Genomic DNA, 21,241 nt, shown 5'->3' with positions numbered 1-21,241 from the left:
ATGGAACTGTTTGCACAACACAGCGGCCTGTGGCTGCTGGGGCTGGCTGCGGCCCTGGCGGTCACCGGCCTGGTGGCCGGCGTCATGGCCGGCCTGCTGGGGGTGGGCGGCGGCATCGTCATCGTGCCGGTGCTCTACCACCTGTTCACGCTGCTGGGCATCGACGAGTCGGTGCGCATGCACGTGACGGTGGGCACCTCGCTGGCCACCATCATCCCCACCTCCATCATGTCCAGCCGGGCCCACCGGCGCAAAGGCAGCCTGAACATGGACCTGATCCGTGCACTGATGCCCGGCGTGGTGGTGGGAGTGGCGCTGGGCTCCATCGCCAGCCGCTTTCTGGACGGCAGCGTGCTGACCGCCGTGTTTGCGGCCGTGGCGCTGCTGGTGGCACTCAACATGGCCTTCAAGCGCGACGGCTTTGCCGTGGCCGACGGCCTGCCCGGCCGCGCCGGCACCGCCCTGCTCGGTGGGGGCATTGGCGGCGTGTCCACGCTCATGGGCATCGGTGGCGGCACACTCTCGGTCCCGCTGCTCAATGCGCTGAAGGTGCCCATGCACACCGCCGTGGGCACCGGGGCCATGCTGGGCATGGTCATCAGCATCCCGGGCGCGCTGGCCTTCGTGGTCAACGGCCTGGACGTGCCGATGCGCCCGCCGTTGTGCCTGGGCTATGTGAACCTGCTGGGCTTTGCGCTCATCGTGCCGGCCACGCTGATGACCACCGGATGGGGTGCAACACTCGCGCACCGCATCGATGCCCGCCGGCTGCGGCAGGTGTTTGCGGCCTTCCTGGCGCTCACCTCGCTGCGCATGTTCTATGGCCTGCTGACCTGAACCGAATCGACAACCAACGACATCCACGGAGACAACCCATGATCCACACCCTCAAAGCCCTGGGCGGCATGCAGGTGGCACCGCACCACCTGGCCGCGCAGGCCGGCCGCGACGTGCTGCGCGACGGCGGCAACGCGGTCGAGGCCATGGTGGCCGCTGCCGCGGCCATTGCCGTGGTCTACCCGCACATGAACGCCATCGGCGGCGACGGCTTCTGGCTGATCCACGAACCTGGCAAGGCCCCGGTGGCCATCGACGCCTGCGGCCCGGCCGCCGCGCTGGCCACGCGCGACTTCTATGCCGGGCTCGATGCCATCCCGCCGCGCGGCCCCACCGCCGCCCTGACCGTGGCCGGCACCGTGGGCGGCTGGCAGAAGGCCCTCGACGTGGCCTCGGCCTGGGGCCCGGGCCTGCCGCTCTCGCGCCTGCTGCAGGACGCCATCCGCCATGCCCGCGAGGGCGTGGCCGTGACCACCAGCCAGTCGGCCCTCACCCGCGAGAAGCTGCCCGGCCTGAAGGACGCGCCCGGCTTCGCCCAGACCTACCTGGTGGACGGCCAGCCGCCCGAGCCCGGCCATGTGCTCAAGCAGCCCGCACTGGCCCGCACCCTGGCCCAGCTGGCCGAACGTGGCCTGGACGATTTTTACCGCGGCGAACTGGCGCAGCGCATCGGCGCCGAGCTGGAGCGCGTGGGCAGCCCGGTGCGTACCAGCGACCTGGCGGCCTACCGGGCGCAGATCGTCGAGCCGCTGGCGGTGCGCCTGAACGACAGCACGGTCTACAACCTGCCGCCGCCCACGCAGGGCCTCTCGGCCCTGATGATCCTGGGCCTGTTCGAGCGTCTGGGCGTGACCGAAGGCGAGGGCTTTGCCTACCTGCACGGCCTGGTCGAATCCACCAAGCGCGCCTTCCGGGTGCGCGAACGCGTGGTGACCGACCCGCAGCGCCTGCCGGCGGATCCGCGCAGCTTCCTCACGCCGCAGGCGCTGGACGAACTGGCCGCCCAGATCGACCCGGCCCGCGCCCTGCCCTGGCCCGATGTGGCCAAGCCCGGCGACACCATCTGGATGGGTGCCATCGACCGCGAAGGCCGCGCGGTGAGCTTCATCCAGAGCGTGTACTGGGAATTCGGCTCCGGCACCGTACTGCAGGACAGCGGCATCTGCTGGCAGAACCGGGGCACCAGCTTCTCGCTCGACCCCAAAGCCCTCAACAGCCTCAAGCCCGGCCACAAGCCCTTCCACACGCTGAACCCGTCGATGGCGCTGTTCGACGATGGCCGCGTCATGCCCTACGGCACCATGGGTGGCGAAGGCCAGCCGCAGACGCAGGCCGCCGTGTTCACCCGCTATGCCCGCTTCGGCCAGGGCCTGCAGCAGGCGGTGACTGCGCCGCGCTGGCTGCTGGGCCGCACCTGGGGCGACGTGAGCACCACGCTCAAGCTGGAAAGCCGCTTCGACCCGGCGCTGGTGCAGGCCCTGCGCGACGCCGGCCATGTGGTCGAGGTGCTGCCCGAGGCCTTCAGCGACACCATGGGCCACGCGGGTGCGCTGGTGCGGCACCCGAACGGCATGATCGAAGGCGCGGCCGATCCGCGCAGCGACGGCGCGGTGGCCGCGGTCTGACGCAGCCGATCAGCGCAGCCGGGCCACGTCGAGTGCCGTCACCTCGCCGGCCCGGTTGCCCCAGGACTGGCGGATGAAACTGGCCACCGCCGCCACCTCGTCGTCGTTGAGCTGGCTGCGGTAGGGCGGCATGCCATAGGGCCGGGGGTGGGCCTGGGTGGCCGGCGCGAAGCCGCCGCTCAGGATGGCCTGCACCGCATTCACCGGGCTGCTCTGCGTGACGGCGCGGTGGCCGGCCAGGGGCGGGTAGGCACCCGCCGCGCCTTCGCCCGCATCGCCGTGGCACTGGGCGCAGTGCTGCTCGTAGAGCTGGCCGCCCCGGGTGAGCACCACATCGGGTGCCGGCTCGAAGCCGGGCTGCTTCACCGGCTGCACCGGCAGTTCGGTCAGGTAGACCGCCATGGCCCGCAGATCGGCCTCGGGCAGGTGCTGGGTGCCGTGCAGCACCACCTCGGCCATGGGCCCCAGGGTGGAGGCATGGGCGTTGCGCCCGCCGGCCAGCAGGGCCACGGTGGCGTCCACGCCCCATTTCTGGGTGCCGCCCTCGGCCGGGTCGTGCAGTGAAGGCGCCCACCAGCGGCCGTCGGGCATGAGGCCACCGGCAAAGCGGTCGACCGAACCACCCCCGAACGCGTCGCGCTCGGCGTGGCAGGCGGCGCAGTGCGCCACGCCGGTCACCAGGTAGGCGCCCCGGTTCCACTCGGCGCTGCGGGCCGCATCGGGCTGGTAGGTGCCGGGCGTGAAGTACAGGATGCGCCACAAGGCCAGCGCGGCCTGGGTGTTGAACGGGAACCGCAGGCCGTGCTCGCGCGCCGGCTGCGACACCGGCGGCAGGGTGCGCAGGTGGGCATACAGCGCGTCCACGTCCTCGGCCGTCATGCGGGTGGTGTGGTTGTAGGGGAAGGCCGGGTAGAGCAGGCGGCCGTCGCGCGACTGGCCATGCTGCAGGGCGCGGCGGAAATCGCCCGCGCTCCAGCGGCCCAGGCCGGTGTCGGGATCGGGCGTGAGGTTGCTGGCGTAGATGGGGCCGAACGGCGTGCTGACGGGCCGGCCACCGGCCCAGGGTTCGCCGCCGCGCGCGGTGTGGCAGGCCATGCAGTTGCCGGCGGCGGCGAGCTGCGCGCCGCGTTCCAGCAGGGCCGGCGTCACGGTCACCTCCACCGGCTGCACCGGCACGCCCTGCAGCTCGGTGCGCACCGCAAAGGCCATGAGGGCCGCGCCCAGCAGCAGGCCGCCGGCCACCCACCCGCCGGCCCGCACCGGGCGCCCGCCCGCCCGTTGAGAAGACGTGCTCATCGGGCGGCCCCCTTCGCGACCGCAGGGGCCTGCAGATCGCGGCCGCAGTCCATGGGCAGCAGGGCTGGCAGGCGGTCGACGGGCTTGGCGTCGGCCGGCACCGGCTGGGCCGCCAGCCAGGCGGCCACGGCGGTCACGTCCGGCCCGCTCAGGCGCTTGGCCACGGTGCCCATGCAGTCGGGCGCGGTGGCGCGGCGCAGGCCGGTCTGCCAGCCACCCAGCTGGCTGATGAGGTAATCGCGCGGCAAGCCCAGCAGCCCCGGGATGGCCGGCTGCACACCGGTCATGCGGTCGCCGTGGCAGCTGTTGCACGACGGTATCTGGCGCGAGGCATCGCCCACCTTCACCAGCTGCTCGCCCCGGCGCAGCTGGGCCGGGTCCACGCTGGCGGGCGCGGGGGGCGGATAAGGCAGGTCCAGGCCGGCAAAGTACTGCGCCATCTCCAGCAGATAAGCATCGGTCAGCGGGTCCAGCAAGGCCGTCATGCCCACGGCCTGGCGGCGGCCGGCCTTGAAGTGCAGCAGCTGGTTGTAGAGGTAGCCCACCGGCTTGCCCGCAATGCGGGGAAAGTAGCCGTCGGGCGTGGCACGCCCCTCGGCACCATGGCAGGCGGTGCACACCAGCATGCGCTGGGCCATGGTGTCGGGGATGGTGTGGGGCGGGGCGGCCAGTGCCGGCGCCATGAACGCGGCGGCGGCCAGGGCCCAGGGCCAGCGGCGCACCCGCAACAGTGATTCAGGAAACATGACTCGCTCGAGACCCCTGCAGGAGTGGGGGCCAGCCTTTGAAATTACCATACCCCCTCACCCCATGAATGCGCCCACCCCGGTCGACCCCACCCGCTGCCCCCTGTGCGGCGCCGACAACCGCTGCGCGATGGAGCTGGAACGCGCCACCGGGCAGCCCCAGCCGCCGTGCTGGTGCACCACCACCACCTTTGCACCCGACCTGCTGGCGAGGCTGCCCGACGCCGCCCGGGACCAGGCCTGCATCTGCGCGGCCTGCGTGGCGGCCCACCAGGACACCGCCCGACCATGAGCAACGCCAGCGTGCAGGCCCTGCGGGAACGCCACGGCGAGCGCTACCGCTGGCTGCTGCTGCTGTCGGTGATGGTGGGGACCATGGCGTCCATCATGTCGTCGACCATCATCAACGTGGCCATCCCGGACATGAGCCACCACTTCACGCTCGGGCAGGAGCGCGCGCAGTGGGTGAGTTCGGGCTTCATGGCCGCCATGACGGTGTCCATGCTGACCACTCCCTGGCTGCTCGCGCGCTACGGCTACCGCGCCACCTACGCCGGCTGCATGTGGCTGCTGCTGGTGGGCGGCGTGGCCGGGGGCATGGCCAACGACTACCCGCTGGTGCTGGCCGCCCGCGTGGCCGAGGGCCTGGCCGCCGGCGTGGTGCAGCCGATTCCGGCCATCATCATCCTGCGCGCCTTCGAGCCCAGCGAACAGGGCCGGGCCAGCGGCATCTTCGGCATGGGCGTGGTGCTGGCCCCGGCACTCGGCCCCAGCATCGGCGGGCTGCTGGTCGACCTGTTCGGCTGGCGCTCCATCTTCTTCATGGTGGTGCCGTTCTGCCTGGCGTCGTTGTGGCTGGCGCGGCGCTACGTGCCCGACGTGGCCCCCGGCGGCCAGGCCGCCAACCCGCAGGGCGCGGCGCTGGACTGGCGTGGCCTGCTGCTGGCCGCAGCCGGCACGCTGTGCCTGCTCAATGGCCTGGTGGAACTGCAGGGCGGCACGCCGCTGACCGCCGCCGTGCTGCTGGGCTCGGCGGCGGCACTGCTGGTGGGCTTCGTGGCGCTGCAGCGGCGCACCCTCAAAGCCCGGCAACGCCACCCGGACCAGGGCATCGACCCGCTCATGAACCTGTCGCTGTTTGCCGACCGGCGCTTTGCCATGGGCAGCATCGTGGCCTTCATCTACGGCGTGGCGCTGTTCGGCTCCACCTACCTGCTGCCGGTGTTCATGCAGCTGGGCCTGGGGCTGTCGGCCTCGTATGTGGGCACCATCCTGCTGCCGGCCGGCCTGGTGCTGGCGGTGTGCATTGCGGTGGTGGGTCGCCTGGCCGACAAGCAACCCACCCACCGGCTGGTGAGCATCGGCCTGGTGCTGCTGGCCGCCTCGTTCGCGCTCATGACCACCATCCGGCTGGAACACCCCGCCCTGATCGTGCCGCTGCTGGTGGTGTGGGCCATCCTGGGCCGCATAGGCCTGGGCTTCATCCTGCCCTCGCTCAACATCGGCGCCATGCGCGGGCTGGAGCGGCACCACATCCCGCAGGGTTCGAGCGTGATCAATTTCCTGCGCATGCTGGGCGGCGCGGCCGGCGTGAGCCTGTGCGGCATCGTGCTGGAGTGGCGGCTGGCGGCACGCGGGGCGGGCCTGGAGGCCGCCGCCAGCACCCCGGCCCGCATTGCTGCCTTCGACGACACCTTCCTGATGCTCGCCGGCATCTGCGCCCTGGCCCTGGTGGCCGCCCTGCGCCTGCGCGACAAGGCCTGAAGCACAATCGGCCCATGTGCCAACTGCTGGGCCTGAACTGCGCCACCCCCACCGACGCCACCTTCAGCTTCACCGGCTTCCGGGAGCGGGGCGGCCACACCGACCACCATGCCGACGGCTGGGGCATCGCCTTCTTCGAGGGCAAGGGCCTGCGCCTGTTCATCGACCACGAGAGCGCGGCCCAGTCGCCCATGGCGGCCTTCCTGCAGGCCTACCCGCTCAAGAGCCGCAACATCATTGCCCATGTGCGCAAGGCCACGGTGGGCGAGGTGGCGCTGGAGAACGCCCACCCTTTCGTGCGTGAACTGTGGGGCCGGCAATGGGTGTTCGCCCACAACGGCGATCTCAAGGACTACCAGCCCCGACTGCACAGCCACTTCCGTCCGGTCGGCAGCACCGACAGCGAACGCGCCTTCTGCTGGCTGATGCAGGAGCTGCACAAGTCGCACGCCGCCCTGCCCACGGTGCAGGAGCTCACCCGCACGCTGCGCGAGCTGGTGCCGCAGATCCGGGCCTTCGGCACCTTCAACTTCCTGCTCTCCAACGGCGAGGCCCTGTGGGCCCATTGCAGCACGAACCTGCACTGGCTGATCCGCCAGCACCCGTTCCAGGCCGCCACGCTGAAGGACTGCGACTGGACGGTGGACTTCGCCGCCATCAACCAGCCCGGCGACCGCGCGGCGGTGATCGTCACCACGCCACTGACCAGCGACGAGACCTGGACCGCCTTCGAGCCGAACGAGCTCAAGGTGTTCGTGGACGGGCTGCCGCTGGAGGCCGAGGCATGAACGCCTGGCTGGCCCTGGGCATCGCCATTGCGGCAGAGGTGATCGGCACCAGCGCGCTCAAGGCCAGCGTCGGCTTCACCCGCTTCTGGCCCTCGGTGCTGGTGGTGGTGTCTTACGCAGTGGCCTTCTACAGCCTGTCGCTGGTGCTCAAGACCATCCCGGTCGGGGTGGCCTATGCGGTGTGGTCGGGGCTGGGCATCGTGCTCATCACGCTGGCGGCCTTTGTGCTGTTCGGCCAGCGCATCGACACCGCCGGGCTCATCGGCATGGGGCTGATCGTGGCCGGCGTGCTGGTGCTCAACCTGTTCTCGAAGGCGGCGGCGCACTGACGCCGCGCCCACCCGACCGGCCTGCGCGCCGCTGCTCGCGCAGCATGAACAGATAGAGCCCTTCCACCTTGTCGCGCGCCCACGGGGTCTTGCGCAGGAAGCGCAGGCTGGAGGGGACGCTGGGGTCGATGTTGAAGCAGCGCACCGGTATGCGTTCGCCCAGGCCGTCCCAGCCATAGCAGGCCACCAGCTCGTCCAGCATGGCCGCCAGGGTGACGCCGTGCAGCGGGTTGTTCGCCTGCCCCTCGGGTGGCGACGGGGCGTCGCTCATGCGCGGTCCTTGAGCGCAGCTTCGAGGGCATCCACGAACATCGCCGGCACATCGAAGCCGGTCTGCTGCTGGATCTCCTGGAAGCAGGTCGGGCTGGTGACATTGATCTCGGTCACGCTGTTGCCGATCATGTCCAGCCCCACCAGCAACAGGCCGCGCGCGGCCAGCACCGGCGCGATGGCTTCGGCCACCCTGCGGTTTTCGTCCGACAGCGGCTGGGCCACGCCCTTGCCGCCGGCCGCCAGGTTGCCGCGCACCTCGTCGCCCTGCGGAATGCGGGCGAGCACGAAGGGCGCCACCTTCCCGCCAATGAGCAGCAGGCGCTTGTCGCCCTGCACGATCTCCGGCAGGTAGCGCTGCACCATCACGCTGGTGGTGCCACCCTGGTTGAGCGTCTCGATGATGGAGCCCAGGTTCATGCCGTTGTCGGTGACCCGGAAGATGCCCATGCCACCCATGCCGTCCAGGGGCTTGAGGATGATGTCGCGGTGCTCGGCATGGAAGGCGCGGATGGCGTCGGCCGAACGCGTCACCAGCGTGGGGGGAGCGAACTGCCCGAACTCCATGAGCGCGAGTTTTTCGGGGTGGTCGCGCAGCGCGCGCGGGCTGTTGAACACCCGGGCGCCTTCGCGCTCGGCCTGCTCCAGCAGGTGGGTGGCGTAGAAGAACTCGCTGTCGAAGGGCGGGTCCTTGCGCATGAGGATGGCGGCGAAATCGCGCAGTGCCCGGCGGCCGGTGGCCTTGACCTCGAACCAGTCGTCTGCACGACCGGTGAGCGCGATCTCGCGCACCTCGGCGCTCACCACCCCGCCGGTCTGCCACTGCAGGTGCTGCGGCTCGCAGGCCGCCAGGGCAAAGCCCCGGCGCTGGAGCTCGCGCATCATGGCAAAGGTGGTGTCCTTGTAGGTCTTGAAGGATTCGAGCGGGTCGGCAACGACGAGGATGGTCTTCATGCGGTTCAGGCTTTCTTGGGCAGGCCGTACTGTTGCACAAACAGCGCGAGCGCGCCGGCCACCACGCCCCAGAAGGCCGAGCCGATGCCGGCAATCACCACGCCGCTGAGCGTGACCAGAAAGGTGATGAGGGCCGCCTCGCGGTGGCGCTCGTCCTGCAGCGCGGCCTGCAGGCCACCGCCGATGGTGCCCAGCAGGGCCAGCCCGGCAATGGCCAGCACCAGCTCGCGCGGGAAGGCGATCAGCAACCCGGTGACCAGCGCCCCCACCAGGCCGATGGCCAGGTACAGCGCACCACACACCACGGCGGCGGTGTAGCGGCGCTTGGGGTCGGGGTGGGCCTCCGGCCCCATGCAGATGGCCGCCGTGATGGCGCTCAGGTTGAGGGCAAAGGCGCCGAAGGGGGCCAGCACCAGGGTCACCACACCGGTCAGGGTGATGATGCGCGAGAGGGGCATGGCGTAACCGGCGGCGCGGATGGCGGCCACGCCCGGCAGGTTCTGCGAGGCCATGGTGACGATGAACAGCGGCAGCGCCAGGCTGACGAAGGCCTGCAGGGTGAACTCGGGTGCGGTGAACACCGGCCGCGCCCAGTCCAGCGTGACCGCACCGGCCTTGAACTGGCCCTGCCCCACCACCCACACCACGGCCACCAGCAGCGTCAAGGGCACCGCGTAACGCGGCAGCCAGCGACGCCCCAGCAGATACGTGAGCAGCATCAGCACCACCAGCACCAGCGCGGTCTGGGCCGCGGCAAAGGCCTGCAGGCCGAAGCGGGCCAGCACCCCGGCCAGCAGGGCCGAGGCAATGGCCATGGGAATGCGGTTCATGAGCCGCTCGAACAGCCCGGTGGCACCGGCCAGCACGATGAGCACGGCGCACATCATGAAGGCGCCCACCGCCTGGCCCATGGAGAACCCGCCGGCCAGACCGGCCGTGGCCAGCACCGCCGCACCCGGCGTGCTCCAGGCCACCATGACCGGCTGGCGCAGCACCAGCGAGGGCAGGGCCGAACACAGTCCCATGCCCAGCCCGAGGGCCCACATCCACGAGGTGATGACCTCGGGCGTGGCGCCGAAGGCCTGGGCGGCCTGAAAGACGATGGCCACCGAACTGGTGAAGCCCACCAGCACGGCCACGAAGCCGGCGGTGGCGGAAGACAGGCTCAGGTCACGGAAGAAACGCATGCGGCGATTGTCGCCCGCATGGCGTGGCCTGCCGTGTCAGATCTCGACCTTGGAGCCCAGCTCGATCACCGCGTTGGCCGGCAGGTTCAGGAAGGCCGCCGCCGCACCGGCGTTGTGGTGCATCTGGGCAAACAGCTTCTCGCGCCAGGGCGCCATGCCGCTGCCCAGCGTGGGCGTGACCACATCGCGCGAGAGGAAGTAGCTGGTGGTCATGGGCTCCAGGTCGCAGCCGCGGCCGCGCAGGCCCTGCAGCGCCTTGGGGATGTCGGGGTCGTTCTTGAAGCCGTAGTTCACCGTCACGGCCCAGCAGTCGCGGCCCAGCGACTCCACCTGCACCCGCTCGTCCAGACCGATCCAGGGCACCTCGTGGCTGCGCACCGTGACGAACAGGTTCTGCGCATGCAGCACCTTGTTGTGCTTGAGGTTGTGCAGCAAGGCATTGGGCACGATGCCGCTTTCGGCCGACAGGAACACCGCGGTGCCCTCGACCCGTTGCGGGGGGCTCACGAACACGGCCTCCAGGAAGGACGAGAGCTCGATGGCGTCGGCCTCGTGGGCCTTGCGCATGAGCGCGCGGCCCTGCTTCCAGGTCATCATGAGCATGAACACCACACCGCCGATGACCAGCGGGAACCAGCCGCCGTCGAACAGCTTGAGCAGGTTGGAGCTGAAGAAGGCCAGGTCGATGACGAAGAACACGCCGGTGGCGGCCAGGCACAGCCACAGCGGGTACTTCCAGCCGTAGCGGATGACGAAGAAGGTCAGCACCGTGGTGATGAGCATGTCCAGCGTGACCGCGATGCCGTAGGCCGCTGCCAGGTTGGACGAGGACTTGAACATGACCACCGCCAGCGCAATGGCCGCAAACAGCGCCCAGTTGACGAAGGGAATGTAGATCTGCCCGGTGTCGCGCACGCTGGTGTGGCGCAGGTTCAGGCGCGGCAGGAAGCCCAGCTGCACCGCCTGCTTGGTGACGCTGAAGGCGCCCGAGATCAGGGCCTGGGAGGCGATCACCGTGGCCATGGTGGCGAGCATCACCAGCGGCAGCAGCACCCACTCCGGCGCCATGTTGAAGAAAGGGTTCTTCACCGCGGCCGGGTCTTCCAGCAGCAGCGCGCCCTGGCCGAAATAGTTCAGCGTGAGGGCCGGCATGACGATGCTGAACCAGGCCACACGGATCGGCTGCTTGCCGAAGTGGCCCATGTCGGCATACAGCGCCTCGCCGCCGGTCACGCACAGCACCACCGCACCCAGAATGATGAAGGTGGTGCCGGGCTGCTCGATCATGAAGCGCAGCGCATGGTGCGGGCTGATGGCGCCCAGGATTTCGGGGTGGTGCACGATGTGGCTGATGCCCAGCAGGGCAATGGCCGCGAACCACACCAGCGTGATCGGCCCGAAGAACTTGCCGATGCCGCCGGTGCCGCGCTTCTGGACTGCAAACAGCGCAAACAGCACCAGCAGGGTGATGGGCAGCACGTAGCGCTTGAAGTGCGGCGACACCACCTCCAGGCCTTCCACCGCCGACAGCACCGAGATGGCCGGGGTGATGACCCCGTCACCGTAGAACAGCGAGGTGCCGAAGATGCCGATGACCACCAGCGTGGAACGCAGGCGGGGCTTGTCCTTCACCGCCGTGGAGGCCAGCGCCAGCATGGCGATCAGCCCGCCCTCGCCACCGTTGTCGGCCCGCAGCACCAGCACCACGTACTTCAGCGAGACGATGGTGGTGAGCGTCCAGAAGATGATGGACAGCACGCCATAGACGTTGGCGTGGGTGAACGGCACATGGCCGGAACCGAAGATTTCCTTGACGGCATACAGCACACTGGTGCCGATGTCGCCATAGACCACGCCGATGGCGCCCAGGGTGAGCGCGGCCAGGGATGACTGGGAACGGGACACGGACGGGCCCCGCAGCAGGGCGGGGTGTTTGTCGGGAAGCCGCCATTCTGCGCCCGGTTGCTGCATTGCAGCAACCGGGAGGACGGCCTAATCCGGCCGGCGGATCAGTCGTAGTTCTCGGCGTCGGGGTCGGTGGCCTCGAGCTCGTAGCTCGCGGCCAGCATGGCCAGGCGGCCGATCACGCCGTACATGTAGAAGCGGTTGGGCACGCTGGCACCCGGCTTGGCACCGGGTTGCGGCAGCTGGGCGCTCTGCTCGAAGGCCAGCGGCACGAAGCTCGACCCGGGGGCATTGAGGTTCTCGTCCACGCCCCGGTCGGCATGGATGCGGTAGAAACCGCCCACCACATAGCGGTCCATCATGTAGACCACCGGCTCGGCCACGGCGCTGTTGATGCGCTCGTGGGTGAGCACGCCTTCCTGGATGATCACCTCGCTCACCGCCCGGCCGCCCTGCGTGGTGGCCATGCGGGCGCGCGCCTGCGGCGACAGCGAGTCGATGTCCTTGGCGTCGCGCACCGTCATGATGCCCATGCCGCCGGTGCCGTTGTCGGCCTTCACCACCACGAACGGCTTCTCGTTGATGCCGTATTCCTTGTACTTGCGCCGCACCTTGGTCAGCAGCGCGTCGGCATGGCTGCGCACGCATTCCAGGCCCTGGGCCTCGTTGAAGTCGACCTCGCCGCACTGGCTGAACATGGGGTGGATCAGCCAGTGGTCCATGCCCAGCAGCTTGCCGAAGCGCTTGGCCACCTCTTCATAGGCCTTGAAGTGGGTGCTCTTGCGGCGGGTGGCCCAGCCGGCGTGCAGCGGCGGCAGCAGGTACTGCTCGTGCAGGTCTTCGAGGATGCCCGGCACCCCGGCCGACAGGTCGTTGTTGAGCAGGATGGTGCAGGGATCGAAATTCTTCAGGCCCAGGCGGCGCTTGCTGCGCAGCAGCGGCTCCAGCACGATGGTGCCGCCACCGGGCAGCTCCTTGGTGGTGGGCTCGGTGATGTCGTTGGACAGCGACCCCACCCGCACGTTCAGGCCGGCCATGTAGAAGATCTGCTGCAGCGTGGCCAGGTTGCTCAGGTAGAAGCTGTCGGTGGTGTTCTCGGGCACCAGCAGCAGGTTCTTGGCCTCGGGGCAGATCTTCTCGATGGCCGCCATGGCGGCCTGCACCGCCAGCGGAATCATCTCGGGCGTGAGGTGGTTCCAGCCGCCGGGGAACAGGTTGGTGTCCACCGGCGCCAGCTTGAAACCGGCGTTGCGCACGTCCACCGAGGTATAGAACGGTGGCGTGTGCTCCATCCACTCCAGCCGGAACCAGCGCTCGATGACGGGCGTGGATTCGAGGATGCGCTGCTCGAGTTCGTTGATGGGGCCGGTCAGGGCGGTGACGAGGTGAGGGACCATGATCGGTGCTACGTGGGGCCTGCGGCCGTGCTTGCAAGGGCCTGAGCGCGCTCAGGTGCGGATTTCGCCTTCGCCCAGCACCACGTACTTGAGCGAAGTGAGTCCCTCCACACCCACCGGGCCCCGGGCGTGGAACTTGTCGGTGCTGATGCCGATTTCGGCACCCAGGCCGTACTCGAAGCCATCCGCGAACCGGGTGCTGGCGTTGACCATCACGCTGGACGAATCCACCTCGCGCAGGAAACGCTGCGCATGCACATGGTTGGTGGTCAGGATGGACTCGGTGTGGTGGCTGCCGTAACGGTTGATGTGGGCGATGGCCTCGTCCAGACCCTCCACCACCTTGATGCTGATGACCGGCGCCAGGTACTCCTCGCCCCAGTCCTGCTCGGTGGCGGCCGTCAGGCGCGCGCCGGGCACGGCCGAGAGCAGCGCCAGCGACTCGGGACAGCCACGCATCTCCACCCCCTTGGCGGCGTACACCGCGCCGATGCGGGGCAGGAAGGCTGCCGCCACGCCGCGTGCCACCAGCAGGCTCTCGGTGGCGTTGCAGGGGCTGTACTTCTGGGTCTTGGCGTTGTCGGCCACGCGCACCGCCATGTCGAGGTCGCACGGGTCGTCCACATAGGTGTGGCAGTTGCCGTCCAGGTGCTTGATGACCGGCACCTTGGCCTCGGCGCTGATGCGCTCGATCAGGCCCTTGCCACCGCGCGGGATGATCACGTCCACGTACTGCGGCATGGCGATCAGGTGGCCCACGGCCGCGCGGTCGGTGGTGTGCACCAGCTGCACCGCCTCAAGCGGCAGGCCGGCGTCGGTGAGGGCCTGCTGCACCAGGGCGGCGAGCGCCCGGTTGGAATCGATGGCCTCCGAGCCGCCGCGCAGGATGCAGGCGTTGCCGCTCTTGATGGACAGGCTGGCCGCCTCGATGGTCACGTTGGGCCGGCTCTCGTAGATCATGCCGAACACCCCGATGGGCACCCGCATCTGGCCCACGCGGATGCCGCTGGGCATCTGCCGCAGGCCGGAGATCTCGCCAATGATGTCGGGCATGGCGGCCAGCTGCTCGCAGCCCAGGGCGCAGGTCTCGATGACCTTGGGCGTGAGCTTGAGGCGGTCGACCATGGGCTCGGCCAGGCCGGCGGCCCGGGCACGGGTCAGATCGAGTTCGTTGGCGGCCTGCAGGCTGGCGACATTGGCCCGCAGCAGCCGCGCCAGGCCCTGCAGCGCCGCCACCTTGGTGGCCGCACCGGCCCGGGCCATGTGCCGCGAGGCGGCCTGGGCCTGCTGGCCCAGGGTGTGCATGAGTTCGGTGGTGTTGCTGGCGTTCATGCCCTCGATTGTCTCACCGGGGCATCACGGAGCAGACCGGGCCTGGTGGTCGCGCTCCAGGCGTCAGGCATACCCCATGGCGGTAGTGCCGGAGCGATCGCACAAAAATCGTATCCCATGAGATACACTCACTTCGAGCGCGCCGAGCAGACCGTCGAGTTCCGGCAGTGGCCACGGCGCTGGCCCGACAACTCAGGACCTGACCATGCCATCCACACAGCCCCCCAGATCCCGCGCTGCCCGGCCTGCAATGCAGGCCTTCGAGGTGGCCGAGTACCTGGACTCGCCCGAGGCCACGGCCGCCTACCTGGACGCCTGGCTGGCCGATGCACCCGACGATGTGGCCGGGATATCCCGGGCGCTGGGCGACATCGCCCGAGCCAAAGGCATGAGCCAGGTGGCCCGCGACGCCGGGCTCAGCCGCGAGAGCCTCTACAAGGCGCTGAGCCCGACCGGCAACCCCAGCTTTCTGACCGTGCTCAAGGTGGCTCGGGCGCTGGGGGTACGGCTGCACGTGACCGCCGCCCCCTGAAGTCCGTTCAGAACGGGTAGTGCCGTGGCGTGGTCTGGATGGTGATCCAGCGCAGCTCGGTGAACTCGGCCACGCCGGCCTTGCCGCCGAAGCGGCCGAAGCCGCTGCCCTTGACGCCACCGAACGGCATCTGGGCTTCGTCGTGCACGGTGGGGCCGTTGACGTGGCAGATGCCGCTGTCGATCTTGCGGGCCACGTTGTAGGCGCGGGCGATGTCGCGGCCGAACACCGAGGCCGACAGGCCGTACTCGTTGTCGTTGGCGCAGGCGATCGCCTCTTCGGTGTTCTTGACCCGCACGATGCACTTGAGCGGCGCGAAGGTTTCCTCGCGGTAGACACGCATGGCCGGGGTCACGTGGTCGAGCACGGTGGCCGGCATGAGGGTGTCCTGGCTCTTGCCGCCACACACCAGCTTGGCGCCCTTGGCCAGGGCGTCGTCGATGAGTTCGTTGCAGAAGTTGACCGTGGCCATGCCGATGACCGAACCCAGCACCACCGGGTCGGGCTTGCGCGGGTCGCCCACCGGCAGGTTGCGGGCCTTGTCGCCGAACTTCTTCACGAAGTCGTCGGCGATCTTCTGGTCCACGATGATGCGTTCGGTGCTCATGCAGATCTGGCCGCTGTTGGCAAAGCTGCCGAAGGCCGCGCCATTGACGGCGTCGTCCAGGTCGGCGTCGTCCAGCACCACCATGGGCGCCTTGCCGCCCAGCTCCAGCACCACCGGCTTGAGGTAGCGGGCGCAGGTGCCGGCAATGATCTTGCCCACCTTGGTGGAGCCGGTGAAGTTGACGCGGCGCACCGCCGGGTGCGACACCATGGCCTCCACCACGGCACCGGCGTCGGCCGGGGCGTTGGTGATGTAGTTCACCACGCCGGGCGGGAAGCCGGCGTCTTCGAACGATTCGATGATGAGCTGGTGGGTGCGCGGGCAGTTCTCGCTGCCCTTGAGCACCACGGTGTTGCCGCAGGCCAGCGGCACGCAGATGGCGCGCACGCCCAGGATGACCGGGGCGTTCCAGGGCGCGATGCCCAGCACCACGCCGGCCGGCTGGCGCACGGCCATGGCCATGGAGCCGGGCACGTCGGAGGGGATCAGCTCGCCGCTGATCTGGGTGGTCAGGCCGGCGGCCTCTCGGATCATGCCGGCGGCCAGCATGCAGTTGAAACCGGCCCACATGGCGGTGGCACCGGTCTCGGCGGCCATGGCCTCGATGAAGCGCGGGGTCTTGGATTCGAGCGCGTCGGCGGCCTTGAGCAGCAGCGCACGGCGGGTGCCGGGGCCGGTCTCGCTCCAGGTCTTGAAGGCTTCGGCGGCGGCTTCCACCGCCATCACGGCGTCGGCCGCGCTGGCGGCCGGGGCGCGGGTGGCCACCGAGCCGTCGAGCGGGTTGCGGCGCTCGAAGGTGGCGCCTTTCTCGGCCGTCACTTTCAGGCCGTTGATGAGCATGGACAGATCGGACATGTTGTTCTCCTGAGGGATGCGTGTGGGTGTACGGGTGGCGTTCAGGCGGTGGCGGCGGCCGGCTTGGCAGCGGACTTGCTGGCGGGCTCGCTGCCGGCGCCCAGGTAGGCCTCGCGGATGACGCTGGAGCGGGCCAGCAGCCGGGCCGGCCCGCTGGCCACCAGGGTGCCGCGCTCCAGCACATAGCCGCGGTCGGCCACGGCCAGGGCCTTGCGCACGTTCTGCTCGACCATCAGCACCGTGGTGCCCGCATCGGCAATGCGGCGTGCGATGGCCAGCAGCTCGTCCACCATGCGAGGGGCCAGGCCGAGCGAGGGTTCGTCGAGCATGAGCAGGCGCGGGGCGGACATCATGGCGCGGGCCACAGCCACCATCTGCTGCTCACCGCCGCTCATGGTGCCGGCCAGCTGCTGGGCGCGTTCGCGCAGCTTGGGGAAGTCGGCAAAGGCCTGCTCCAGGCGGCGGGCGCGCTCGGCCTTGGGGCAGAGCCAGCCACCCAGCTCCAGGTTCTCGGTGACGGTGAGCTGCGGGAACAGCTGCCGGCCCTCGGGCACCAGGGCCACGCCGGCCTGCACGATCTCGTGGGTCTTCTCGGGCAGGTCGGCGCCGTTCAGGCGCACATCGCCCTGGCGGCGGATCAGGCCGTTCAGCGCCTTGAGCAGCGTGGTCTTGCCGGCGCCATTGGGGCCCAGCACCACGGTCAGGCCGGGGCGGATGTCGAGCTCGATGTCGCGCAGCACCAGGAAGGCGCCATAACCGGCGCTCAGGCCCTGCACTTTCAGGTGGGCACGGTCCGAGCCGCCGAGCTCGAAAGGTTGTTGGCGATACCACATCATGCGGCGGCTCCTGCGGCGGCTTCGGTGGGGTCGGTGGCCATCTCGTCGCCCAGGTAGGCCTCGATGACCTCGGGGTCGCGCACCACGTCGGCGGGTTTGCCGTCGGCGATCTTGCGGCCCTGGTGCAGCACGATGACGCGCTCCACATGGCGCAGCAGCGTGGTCACGGCGTGCTCGATCCAGACCACGGTGAGGTCGAGCTCGTCGCGCAGGCGGCGGATCAGGCGGGCCATGTCCTCCACCTCGCTCTCGGTCAGGCCGGCGGCCACCTCATCGAGCAGCAGCATGCGCGGACGCGTGGCCAGGGCCATGCCGATCTCCAGCAGGCGCTGCTGCGACGGCGTGATGGCGGCAGCCGGCAGATCGGCCTGGGCCGACAGGCCGATGAGGTGGAGGATGCTGTCGGCCGTGCGCAGCGCCCATGGCACCGAGGCCTCCTCGCCCCACAGCCAGTAGCGGCGCGGGCGGCGACCGGCGAACTTCAGGCCGAATTCGATGTTCTCGCGCACCGCCATGTCGGCGAAGGTGCGCGGCGTCTGGAAGGTGCGGGCCAGGCCGTTGGCCGCAAAGCGGTGCGGCCCGCGCCCGCTCAGGTCGCGGCCGGCCACCACCAGGCGGCCGCTGGTGGGCCGGGTGACGCCGGAGATGGCATTGAAGAAGGTGGTCTTGCCGGCGCCGTTGGGCCCGATGATGCCCACCAGCTCGCCGGGCATGAAGGTGGCCGACACGGCGTCGACCGCCGTGAGTCCGCCAAAGCGCACCGTCACCTCGGCCGCCTGCAGCAGGGGTTCAGTAGCCATGGCGACGCTCCCGCAGTTGCTTCTCGCGCGCCTCGCGCCGGCGCCTCTCGCCGCTGAGCTCGTCGCGCAGATCGGCCCAGCCGGACTTGATGTCGCGGCCCCAGGCGCGGAAGGTCTCGGCCCGCACCGAGGCGAGGCCGCCCGGCAGGTACAGCACCGAGAGGATCAGCAGCAGGCCCAGCGACATCATGTAGACCTGCGGCACCTGCAGGCGCAAGGTTTCGGCCAGCACGCTGAACACGATGGCCGCGATCAGCGGGCCCCACAGCGTCATGGCGCCACCGATGAGTGCGATCAGCACCGTCTGGAAACCGATGAAGGGGTTGAACACGGTGTGCGGGTCGATGTAGGTCCAGCGCACGCTCATGGCCGCACCCACCGCGCCGGCCACGGCGGCGGTCAGCGCAAAGCCGGCGATCTTGATCAGGCGGGTGTTCACGCCCAGGGTCTGGGCGCGCTGCTCGTCGGCGCCGATGCCCAGCATGGCCAGGCCGAAGCGGGTGCGGCGGATCACGATGGACAGCGCCACCGCCAGCACCGCCAGCAGCAGCACGGTGTAGTACACGGTGCTGGCCTCGGGCACCACCATCAGCACCCGGCCCACGGTGCCGGTCACGCTCTTCTCGAAATAGCTGATGGCATGGCGGATGAGTTCGGTCATGCCGAAAGTGAGCACCGCGAAGTAGGTGCCGCGCAGGTGCAGCACCGCCGCGCCCATGACGATGGCCACCGCCGCAGCGATGAGTGCACCCAGCATGACCGCCTGCGCCCAGGGCATGTGCTCCAGGGACAGCGCGCTGGTGTACGCACCGATGCCGAAGAAGGCCGAAGTGGCCAGCGACAGGTAGCGGGTGGTGCCGCAGAACAGCGCCCAACTCGACGACAGCGCCACGTACATCAGGCAGGTGAGCGCCATGGAGGTGACGAACTCGCTGGCAAAACCGGGCAGCGCCACGGCCCAGCCGGTCAGGCCGAACAGGACCAGCAGGTCGCGGATGAGGATCTGGCGGGCGTTCATGCTTTGCGGGTCTTTCGGGCGAACAGTCCCTCGGGGCGCAGCAGCAGCACGCCGATGAACACCACGTAGCTCAGCAGGGCCTTGAGCGACGGGTTGGTGAAGTGCATGCCGAGCGCCTCGATCACGCCCAGCAGCAGGCCGCCGGCCAGCGCACCGCCCATGCTGCCGAAGCCGCCCAGGGTGATGACGATGAGCGCGGTCACGGTGTAGGGCTCGCCCATGGACGGGCTGATGGTGTAGGCCATGGACAGCAGGCAGCCGGCCACGCCCGACAGGCCCAGGCCGATGCCGAACATGAGCGGATGCAGACGACGGGTGTCGATGCCCACCAGCTGCGCGCCCACCGGCGACTGCATCAGCGCCCGCACGCCCTTGCCCAGCAGGGTCATGCGCAGCAGCACGATGAGCGCGCCGGCAAACAGCAGGGCCAGCGCAAACACCAGCAGCTTGTTGACCGCGAACTGCGCCTGGCCCCCCGGCAGCGGGATGGCCAGGGGCTGGGTCAGGAAGTCGTATCCGCGCAGATCACCGCCCCAGATCCACGAGATGGCGTTCTGCACCAGGAACATCAGGCCGAAGGCCACCATCAGGCCCCGCGCCTCGAACACGTCGAGGTTGGGCGAGGTGGCGGTGAGCCGGCGGAAGCACAGCCAGTGCACCGCCACGCCGATGCCCATGAGCAGGGCGAACGACACCGGAATCATCCACAGCGGCGACAGTCCGAACGAGGTCTGCACCATCCAGGTGACGAAGGCGCCCACCATCAGGAACTCGCCGTGCGCGATGTTGAGGATGCGCATCAGCCCGTACTGCAGGTTCAGCCCGAGCGCCACCAGGGCATAGATGCCCCCGGTGATGAGCCCGGAGGCGATCAGCTCGATCCACGCGGAGAACGACATCACTTCCAGGCGGGCTTGTTGGGGTTGAGCTTGGCGGTGGCGATCCTGGCCGGCCACACCACCTCGAACTCGCCGTTCTGCCACTGGCCGACGCTGCCCGGGGTGCCCACGTTCTCGCTGCCCTGGAAGCGGATGTCGCCCAGGATGGTCTTGTGCGTGGTGTTGGCCACATAGTCACGGATGGCCTTGCGGTCCAGGCCCTGCGCCTTGACGGCGGCGGTCAGGATCTCCAGGCCGGCCCAGCAGGCGCCGCTGGCCCAGCGATCCGGTTCCTTCTTCTGGCTGGCCACGTGGGCATCGAAGTAGGCCTTGGCACCGGCGCTGGTCTTGCTGTTCCAGCTGCCCATGCCCAGCACGCCCTCGGCGCCGGCGGCGGTGATGACGTTCTTGTACAGCGGGAAGGCGGTGCCCACCGAGGCGTAGAAGAACTTCGGGTTGAAGCCGATCTCCTTGGCCTGGCGGCTGGCCAGGATGGTGTCGGGCGGGTAGGTGAAGCCGATGAAGGCGTCGGGGTTCTTGTCCTTGATGGAGCGCAGCGTGGGCGAGAGGTCCTTCACGCCGCCGGGGTAGCTCTTGTCTTCCACCAGCTGGATGCCGGTGCCCTGCAGTGCCACCTTCAGCGCAGCGTAGTTCTCCAGACCGAACAGGTCGTCCACGTAGATGCAGGCCACGGTCTTCACGCCGTTGGCCTTGAGCATGTCGACCACGGCATCGCACATGGGCTTGGGCTGCTGCAGCAGCGAGAAGAAGAAGGGCAGCTTCATCTCGATGAGGCGGCGCGACAGCGCGGTGGGCGCCAGGAAGGGGTAACCGAAGCGGTTGGCCAGCGGGGCGGTGGCGAAGTTGGCGTTGCTGCCCCAGGGCGGCAGCACCAGGTCGACCTTGTCGCTGCCCATGAGTTTTTCGTAGGTGCGCACCACGGTTTCCACGTCGCTGCGGTCGTCGCTGCTGACCAGCTCGATGCGGCGGCGCACGCCCTTCACGTCCAGACCGCCGGCCGCGTTCTGCTGCTCGGCCCACAGCAGGTAGTTGGGTTCCTGGCTGGTCTGGGCACCCCCGGTCCAGGGACCGGTGCGGGACATGGAGTAGCCCACCCGCACCGGGGCGGACTGGGCCAGCAGCTGCGGTGCGACGGACAGGGCGCCCACCGTGGCGGCGGTGCGCTGGATCATGACTCGGCGGTTCGTGTTCACCATGGTGTTGTCTCCGGTTGTGGGTTGACTGACCTTGTCATGGTAGGTGGCCGACCCGCTTTGCGCTTGGC

At 69.5% G+C, this 21,241-nt stretch carries 21 protein-coding genes; 7 read left to right on the top strand and 14 right to left on the bottom strand.

Annotated elements, in window-relative coordinates; translation table 11 throughout:
- Both WD026_RS13200 and WD026_RS13195 read left to right on the top strand, forming a co-directional pair.
- Entirely contained in the window at nt 1-837 is an 837-nt protein-coding gene (locus tag WD026_RS13200) for a sulfite exporter TauE/SafE family protein (protein WP_425724118.1), read from the top strand.
- A 38-nt stretch (nt 838-875) separates the two neighbouring features.
- Nucleotides 876-2,462: a gamma-glutamyltransferase family protein gene (locus WD026_RS13195; RefSeq protein ID WP_425724117.1), complete on the top strand. Its 1,587-nt coding sequence runs from the start codon at nt 876-878 to the stop codon at nt 2,460-2,462.
- A gap of 9 nt (nt 2,463-2,471) precedes the next feature.
- On the opposite strand, the gene WD026_RS13190 is transcribed toward WD026_RS13195, so the two are convergent.
- Nucleotides 2,472-3,758 carry a cytochrome c gene (locus WD026_RS13190; RefSeq protein WP_425724116.1) on the bottom strand — a complete coding sequence of 429 codons (1,287 nt, stop codon included), beginning with the start codon at nt 3,756-3,758 and terminating at the stop codon, nt 2,472-2,474.
- A complete protein-coding gene (locus WD026_RS13185) occupies nt 3,755-4,504 on the bottom strand; it encodes a c-type cytochrome (RefSeq protein WP_425724115.1) in 750 nt (249 codons plus the stop codon). The genes WD026_RS13190 and WD026_RS13185 overlap by 4 nt, the downstream gene beginning before the upstream one ends.
- 64 nt (nt 4,505-4,568) lie before the next feature.
- Between WD026_RS13185 and WD026_RS13180 the strand changes: the two genes are divergently transcribed.
- Genes WD026_RS13180 through WD026_RS13165 form a run of 4 tightly spaced genes read left to right on the top strand, consistent with a single transcriptional unit; the run spans nt 4,569 to nt 7,385 of the window.
- Nucleotides 4,569-4,796 (top strand): cysteine-rich CWC family protein, encoded by a 228-nt coding sequence (locus tag WD026_RS13180; protein ID WP_425724114.1) that lies wholly within the window; start codon nt 4,569-4,571, stop codon nt 4,794-4,796.
- Entirely contained in the window at nt 4,793-6,268 is a 1,476-nt protein-coding gene (locus WD026_RS13175) for an MFS transporter (RefSeq protein WP_425724113.1), read from the top strand. Before WD026_RS13180 ends, WD026_RS13175 begins: the two co-directional genes overlap by 4 nt.
- A 14-nt stretch (nt 6,269-6,282) precedes the next feature.
- Nucleotides 6,283-7,056 carry a class II glutamine amidotransferase gene (locus tag WD026_RS13170; RefSeq protein WP_425724112.1) on the top strand — a complete coding sequence of 258 codons (774 nt, stop codon included), beginning with the start codon at nt 6,283-6,285 and terminating at the stop codon, nt 7,054-7,056.
- Nucleotides 7,053-7,385 carry an SMR family transporter gene (locus tag WD026_RS13165; RefSeq protein WP_425724111.1) on the top strand — a complete coding sequence of 111 codons (333 nt, stop codon included), beginning with the start codon at nt 7,053-7,055 and terminating at the stop codon, nt 7,383-7,385. The genes WD026_RS13170 and WD026_RS13165 overlap by 4 nt, the downstream gene beginning before the upstream one ends.
- On the opposite strand, the gene WD026_RS13160 is transcribed toward WD026_RS13165, so the two are convergent.
- From WD026_RS13160 to WD026_RS13135, 6 genes are all read right to left on the bottom strand, one after another.
- On the bottom strand, nt 7,354-7,656 hold the full coding sequence (locus tag WD026_RS13160; RefSeq protein ID WP_425724110.1) for a VF530 family DNA-binding protein: 303 nt from the start codon (nt 7,654-7,656) through the stop codon (nt 7,354-7,356). The two genes, WD026_RS13165 and WD026_RS13160, sit on opposite strands and share 32 nt — an antisense overlap.
- Nucleotides 7,653-8,609 carry a glutathione synthase gene (gshB, locus tag WD026_RS13155; RefSeq protein ID WP_425724109.1) on the bottom strand — a complete coding sequence of 319 codons (957 nt, stop codon included), beginning with the start codon at nt 8,607-8,609 and terminating at the stop codon, nt 7,653-7,655. Before gshB ends, WD026_RS13160 begins: the two co-directional genes overlap by 4 nt.
- A 5-nt stretch (nt 8,610-8,614) precedes the next feature.
- On the bottom strand, nt 8,615-9,796 hold the full coding sequence (locus WD026_RS13150) for a benzoate/H(+) symporter BenE family transporter (RefSeq protein ID WP_425724108.1): 1,182 nt from the start codon (nt 9,794-9,796) through the stop codon (nt 8,615-8,617).
- A 36-nt stretch (nt 9,797-9,832) separates the two neighbouring features.
- A complete protein-coding gene (locus tag WD026_RS13145) occupies nt 9,833-11,701 on the bottom strand; it encodes a potassium transporter Kup (RefSeq protein WP_425724107.1) in 1,869 nt (622 codons plus the stop codon).
- A gap of 104 nt (nt 11,702-11,805) precedes the next feature.
- Nucleotides 11,806-13,098: a glutamate--cysteine ligase gene (gshA, locus tag WD026_RS13140; RefSeq protein WP_425724106.1), complete on the bottom strand. Its 1,293-nt coding sequence runs from the start codon at nt 13,096-13,098 to the stop codon at nt 11,806-11,808.
- A gap of 51 nt (nt 13,099-13,149) precedes the next feature.
- A complete protein-coding gene (locus tag WD026_RS13135; protein ID WP_425724105.1) occupies nt 13,150-14,430 on the bottom strand; it encodes a glutamate-5-semialdehyde dehydrogenase in 1,281 nt (426 codons plus the stop codon).
- A 205-nt stretch (nt 14,431-14,635) separates the two neighbouring features.
- Between WD026_RS13135 and WD026_RS13130 the strand changes: the two genes are divergently transcribed.
- Entirely contained in the window at nt 14,636-14,962 is a 327-nt protein-coding gene (locus tag WD026_RS13130; protein WP_425724104.1) for an addiction module antidote protein, read from the top strand.
- Nucleotides 14,963-14,969: 7 nt separating this feature from the next.
- Here the strand turns inward: WD026_RS13130 and WD026_RS13125 are convergent, their stop codons facing one another.
- From WD026_RS13125 to WD026_RS13100, 6 genes are read right to left on the bottom strand one after another with little or no spacing between them, the layout of a single operon-like run.
- Nucleotides 14,970-16,424, bottom strand: coding sequence for an aldehyde dehydrogenase (locus tag WD026_RS13125; protein ID WP_425724103.1), 1,455 nt, complete (start codon nt 16,422-16,424; stop codon nt 14,970-14,972).
- A gap of 41 nt (nt 16,425-16,465) precedes the next feature.
- Nucleotides 16,466-17,260: an ABC transporter ATP-binding protein gene (locus tag WD026_RS13120; RefSeq protein ID WP_425724102.1), complete on the bottom strand. Its 795-nt coding sequence runs from the start codon at nt 17,258-17,260 to the stop codon at nt 16,466-16,468.
- The gene (locus tag WD026_RS13115; RefSeq protein ID WP_425724101.1) at nt 17,257-18,060 is read right to left on the bottom strand and encodes an ABC transporter ATP-binding protein; all 804 of its coding nucleotides are present in this window, start codon (nt 18,058-18,060) and stop codon (nt 17,257-17,259) included. The genes WD026_RS13120 and WD026_RS13115 overlap by 4 nt, the downstream gene beginning before the upstream one ends.
- Nucleotides 18,050-19,078 carry a branched-chain amino acid ABC transporter permease gene (locus WD026_RS13110; RefSeq protein ID WP_425724100.1) on the bottom strand — a complete coding sequence of 343 codons (1,029 nt, stop codon included), beginning with the start codon at nt 19,076-19,078 and terminating at the stop codon, nt 18,050-18,052. Before WD026_RS13110 ends, WD026_RS13115 begins: the two co-directional genes overlap by 11 nt.
- On the bottom strand, nt 19,075-19,977 hold the full coding sequence (locus WD026_RS13105; protein WP_425724099.1) for a branched-chain amino acid ABC transporter permease: 903 nt from the start codon (nt 19,975-19,977) through the stop codon (nt 19,075-19,077). Before WD026_RS13105 ends, WD026_RS13110 begins: the two co-directional genes overlap by 4 nt.
- Nucleotides 19,977-21,149, bottom strand: coding sequence for an amino acid ABC transporter substrate-binding protein (locus WD026_RS13100; RefSeq protein WP_425724098.1), 1,173 nt, complete (start codon nt 21,147-21,149; stop codon nt 19,977-19,979). Before WD026_RS13100 ends, WD026_RS13105 begins: the two co-directional genes overlap by 1 nt.
- Nucleotides 21,150-21,241: the final 92 nt, after the last annotated feature.

Origin of the sequence: Hydrogenophaga sp. R2 (assembly GCF_049843595.1) — a bacterium.
Classification (GTDB): domain Bacteria; phylum Pseudomonadota; class Gammaproteobacteria; order Burkholderiales; family Burkholderiaceae_C; genus Hydrogenophaga.
Note: the sequence above shows the minus strand (reverse complement) of the source record. Positions and strands in the feature narration are given on the sequence as shown.

Coding starts and splice junctions, on each gene's coding strand:
- WD026_RS13185 (WP_425724115.1), bottom strand. CDS start 4,504: ATGTTTCCTGAATCACTGTTGCGGGTGCGCCGCTGGCCCTGGGCCCTG.
- WD026_RS13130 (WP_425724104.1), top strand. CDS start 14,636: ATGCCATCCACACAGCCCCCCAGATCCCGCGCTGCCCGGCCTGCAATG.
- WD026_RS13200 (WP_425724118.1), top strand. CDS start 1: ATGGAACTGTTTGCACAACACAGCGGCCTGTGGCTGCTGGGGCTGGCT.
- WD026_RS13190 (WP_425724116.1), bottom strand. CDS start 3,758: ATGAGCACGTCTTCTCAACGGGCGGGCGGGCGCCCGGTGCGGGCCGGC.
- WD026_RS13175 (WP_425724113.1), top strand. CDS start 4,793: ATGAGCAACGCCAGCGTGCAGGCCCTGCGGGAACGCCACGGCGAGCGC.
- WD026_RS13165 (WP_425724111.1), top strand. CDS start 7,053: ATGAACGCCTGGCTGGCCCTGGGCATCGCCATTGCGGCAGAGGTGATC.
- WD026_RS13195 (WP_425724117.1), top strand. CDS start 876: ATGATCCACACCCTCAAAGCCCTGGGCGGCATGCAGGTGGCACCGCAC.
- WD026_RS13135 (WP_425724105.1), bottom strand. CDS start 14,430: ATGAACGCCAGCAACACCACCGAACTCATGCACACCCTGGGCCAGCAG.
- WD026_RS13105 (WP_425724099.1), bottom strand. CDS start 19,977: ATGTCGTTCTCCGCGTGGATCGAGCTGATCGCCTCCGGGCTCATCACC.
- WD026_RS13115 (WP_425724101.1), bottom strand. CDS start 18,060: ATGGCTACTGAACCCCTGCTGCAGGCGGCCGAGGTGACGGTGCGCTTT.
- WD026_RS13120 (WP_425724102.1), bottom strand. CDS start 17,260: ATGATGTGGTATCGCCAACAACCTTTCGAGCTCGGCGGCTCGGACCGT.
- WD026_RS13160 (WP_425724110.1), bottom strand. CDS start 7,656: ATGAGCGACGCCCCGTCGCCACCCGAGGGGCAGGCGAACAACCCGCTG.
- WD026_RS13170 (WP_425724112.1), top strand. CDS start 6,283: ATGTGCCAACTGCTGGGCCTGAACTGCGCCACCCCCACCGACGCCACC.
- gshA (WP_425724106.1), bottom strand. CDS start 13,098: ATGGTCCCTCACCTCGTCACCGCCCTGACCGGCCCCATCAACGAACTC.
- WD026_RS13110 (WP_425724100.1), bottom strand. CDS start 19,078: ATGAACGCCCGCCAGATCCTCATCCGCGACCTGCTGGTCCTGTTCGGC.
- gshB (WP_425724109.1), bottom strand. CDS start 8,609: ATGAAGACCATCCTCGTCGTTGCCGACCCGCTCGAATCCTTCAAGACC.
- WD026_RS13100 (WP_425724098.1), bottom strand. CDS start 21,149: ATGATCCAGCGCACCGCCGCCACGGTGGGCGCCCTGTCCGTCGCACCG.
- WD026_RS13125 (WP_425724103.1), bottom strand. CDS start 16,424: ATGTCCGATCTGTCCATGCTCATCAACGGCCTGAAAGTGACGGCCGAG.
- WD026_RS13180 (WP_425724114.1), top strand. CDS start 4,569: ATGAATGCGCCCACCCCGGTCGACCCCACCCGCTGCCCCCTGTGCGGC.
- WD026_RS13150 (WP_425724108.1), bottom strand. CDS start 9,796: ATGCGTTTCTTCCGTGACCTGAGCCTGTCTTCCGCCACCGCCGGCTTC.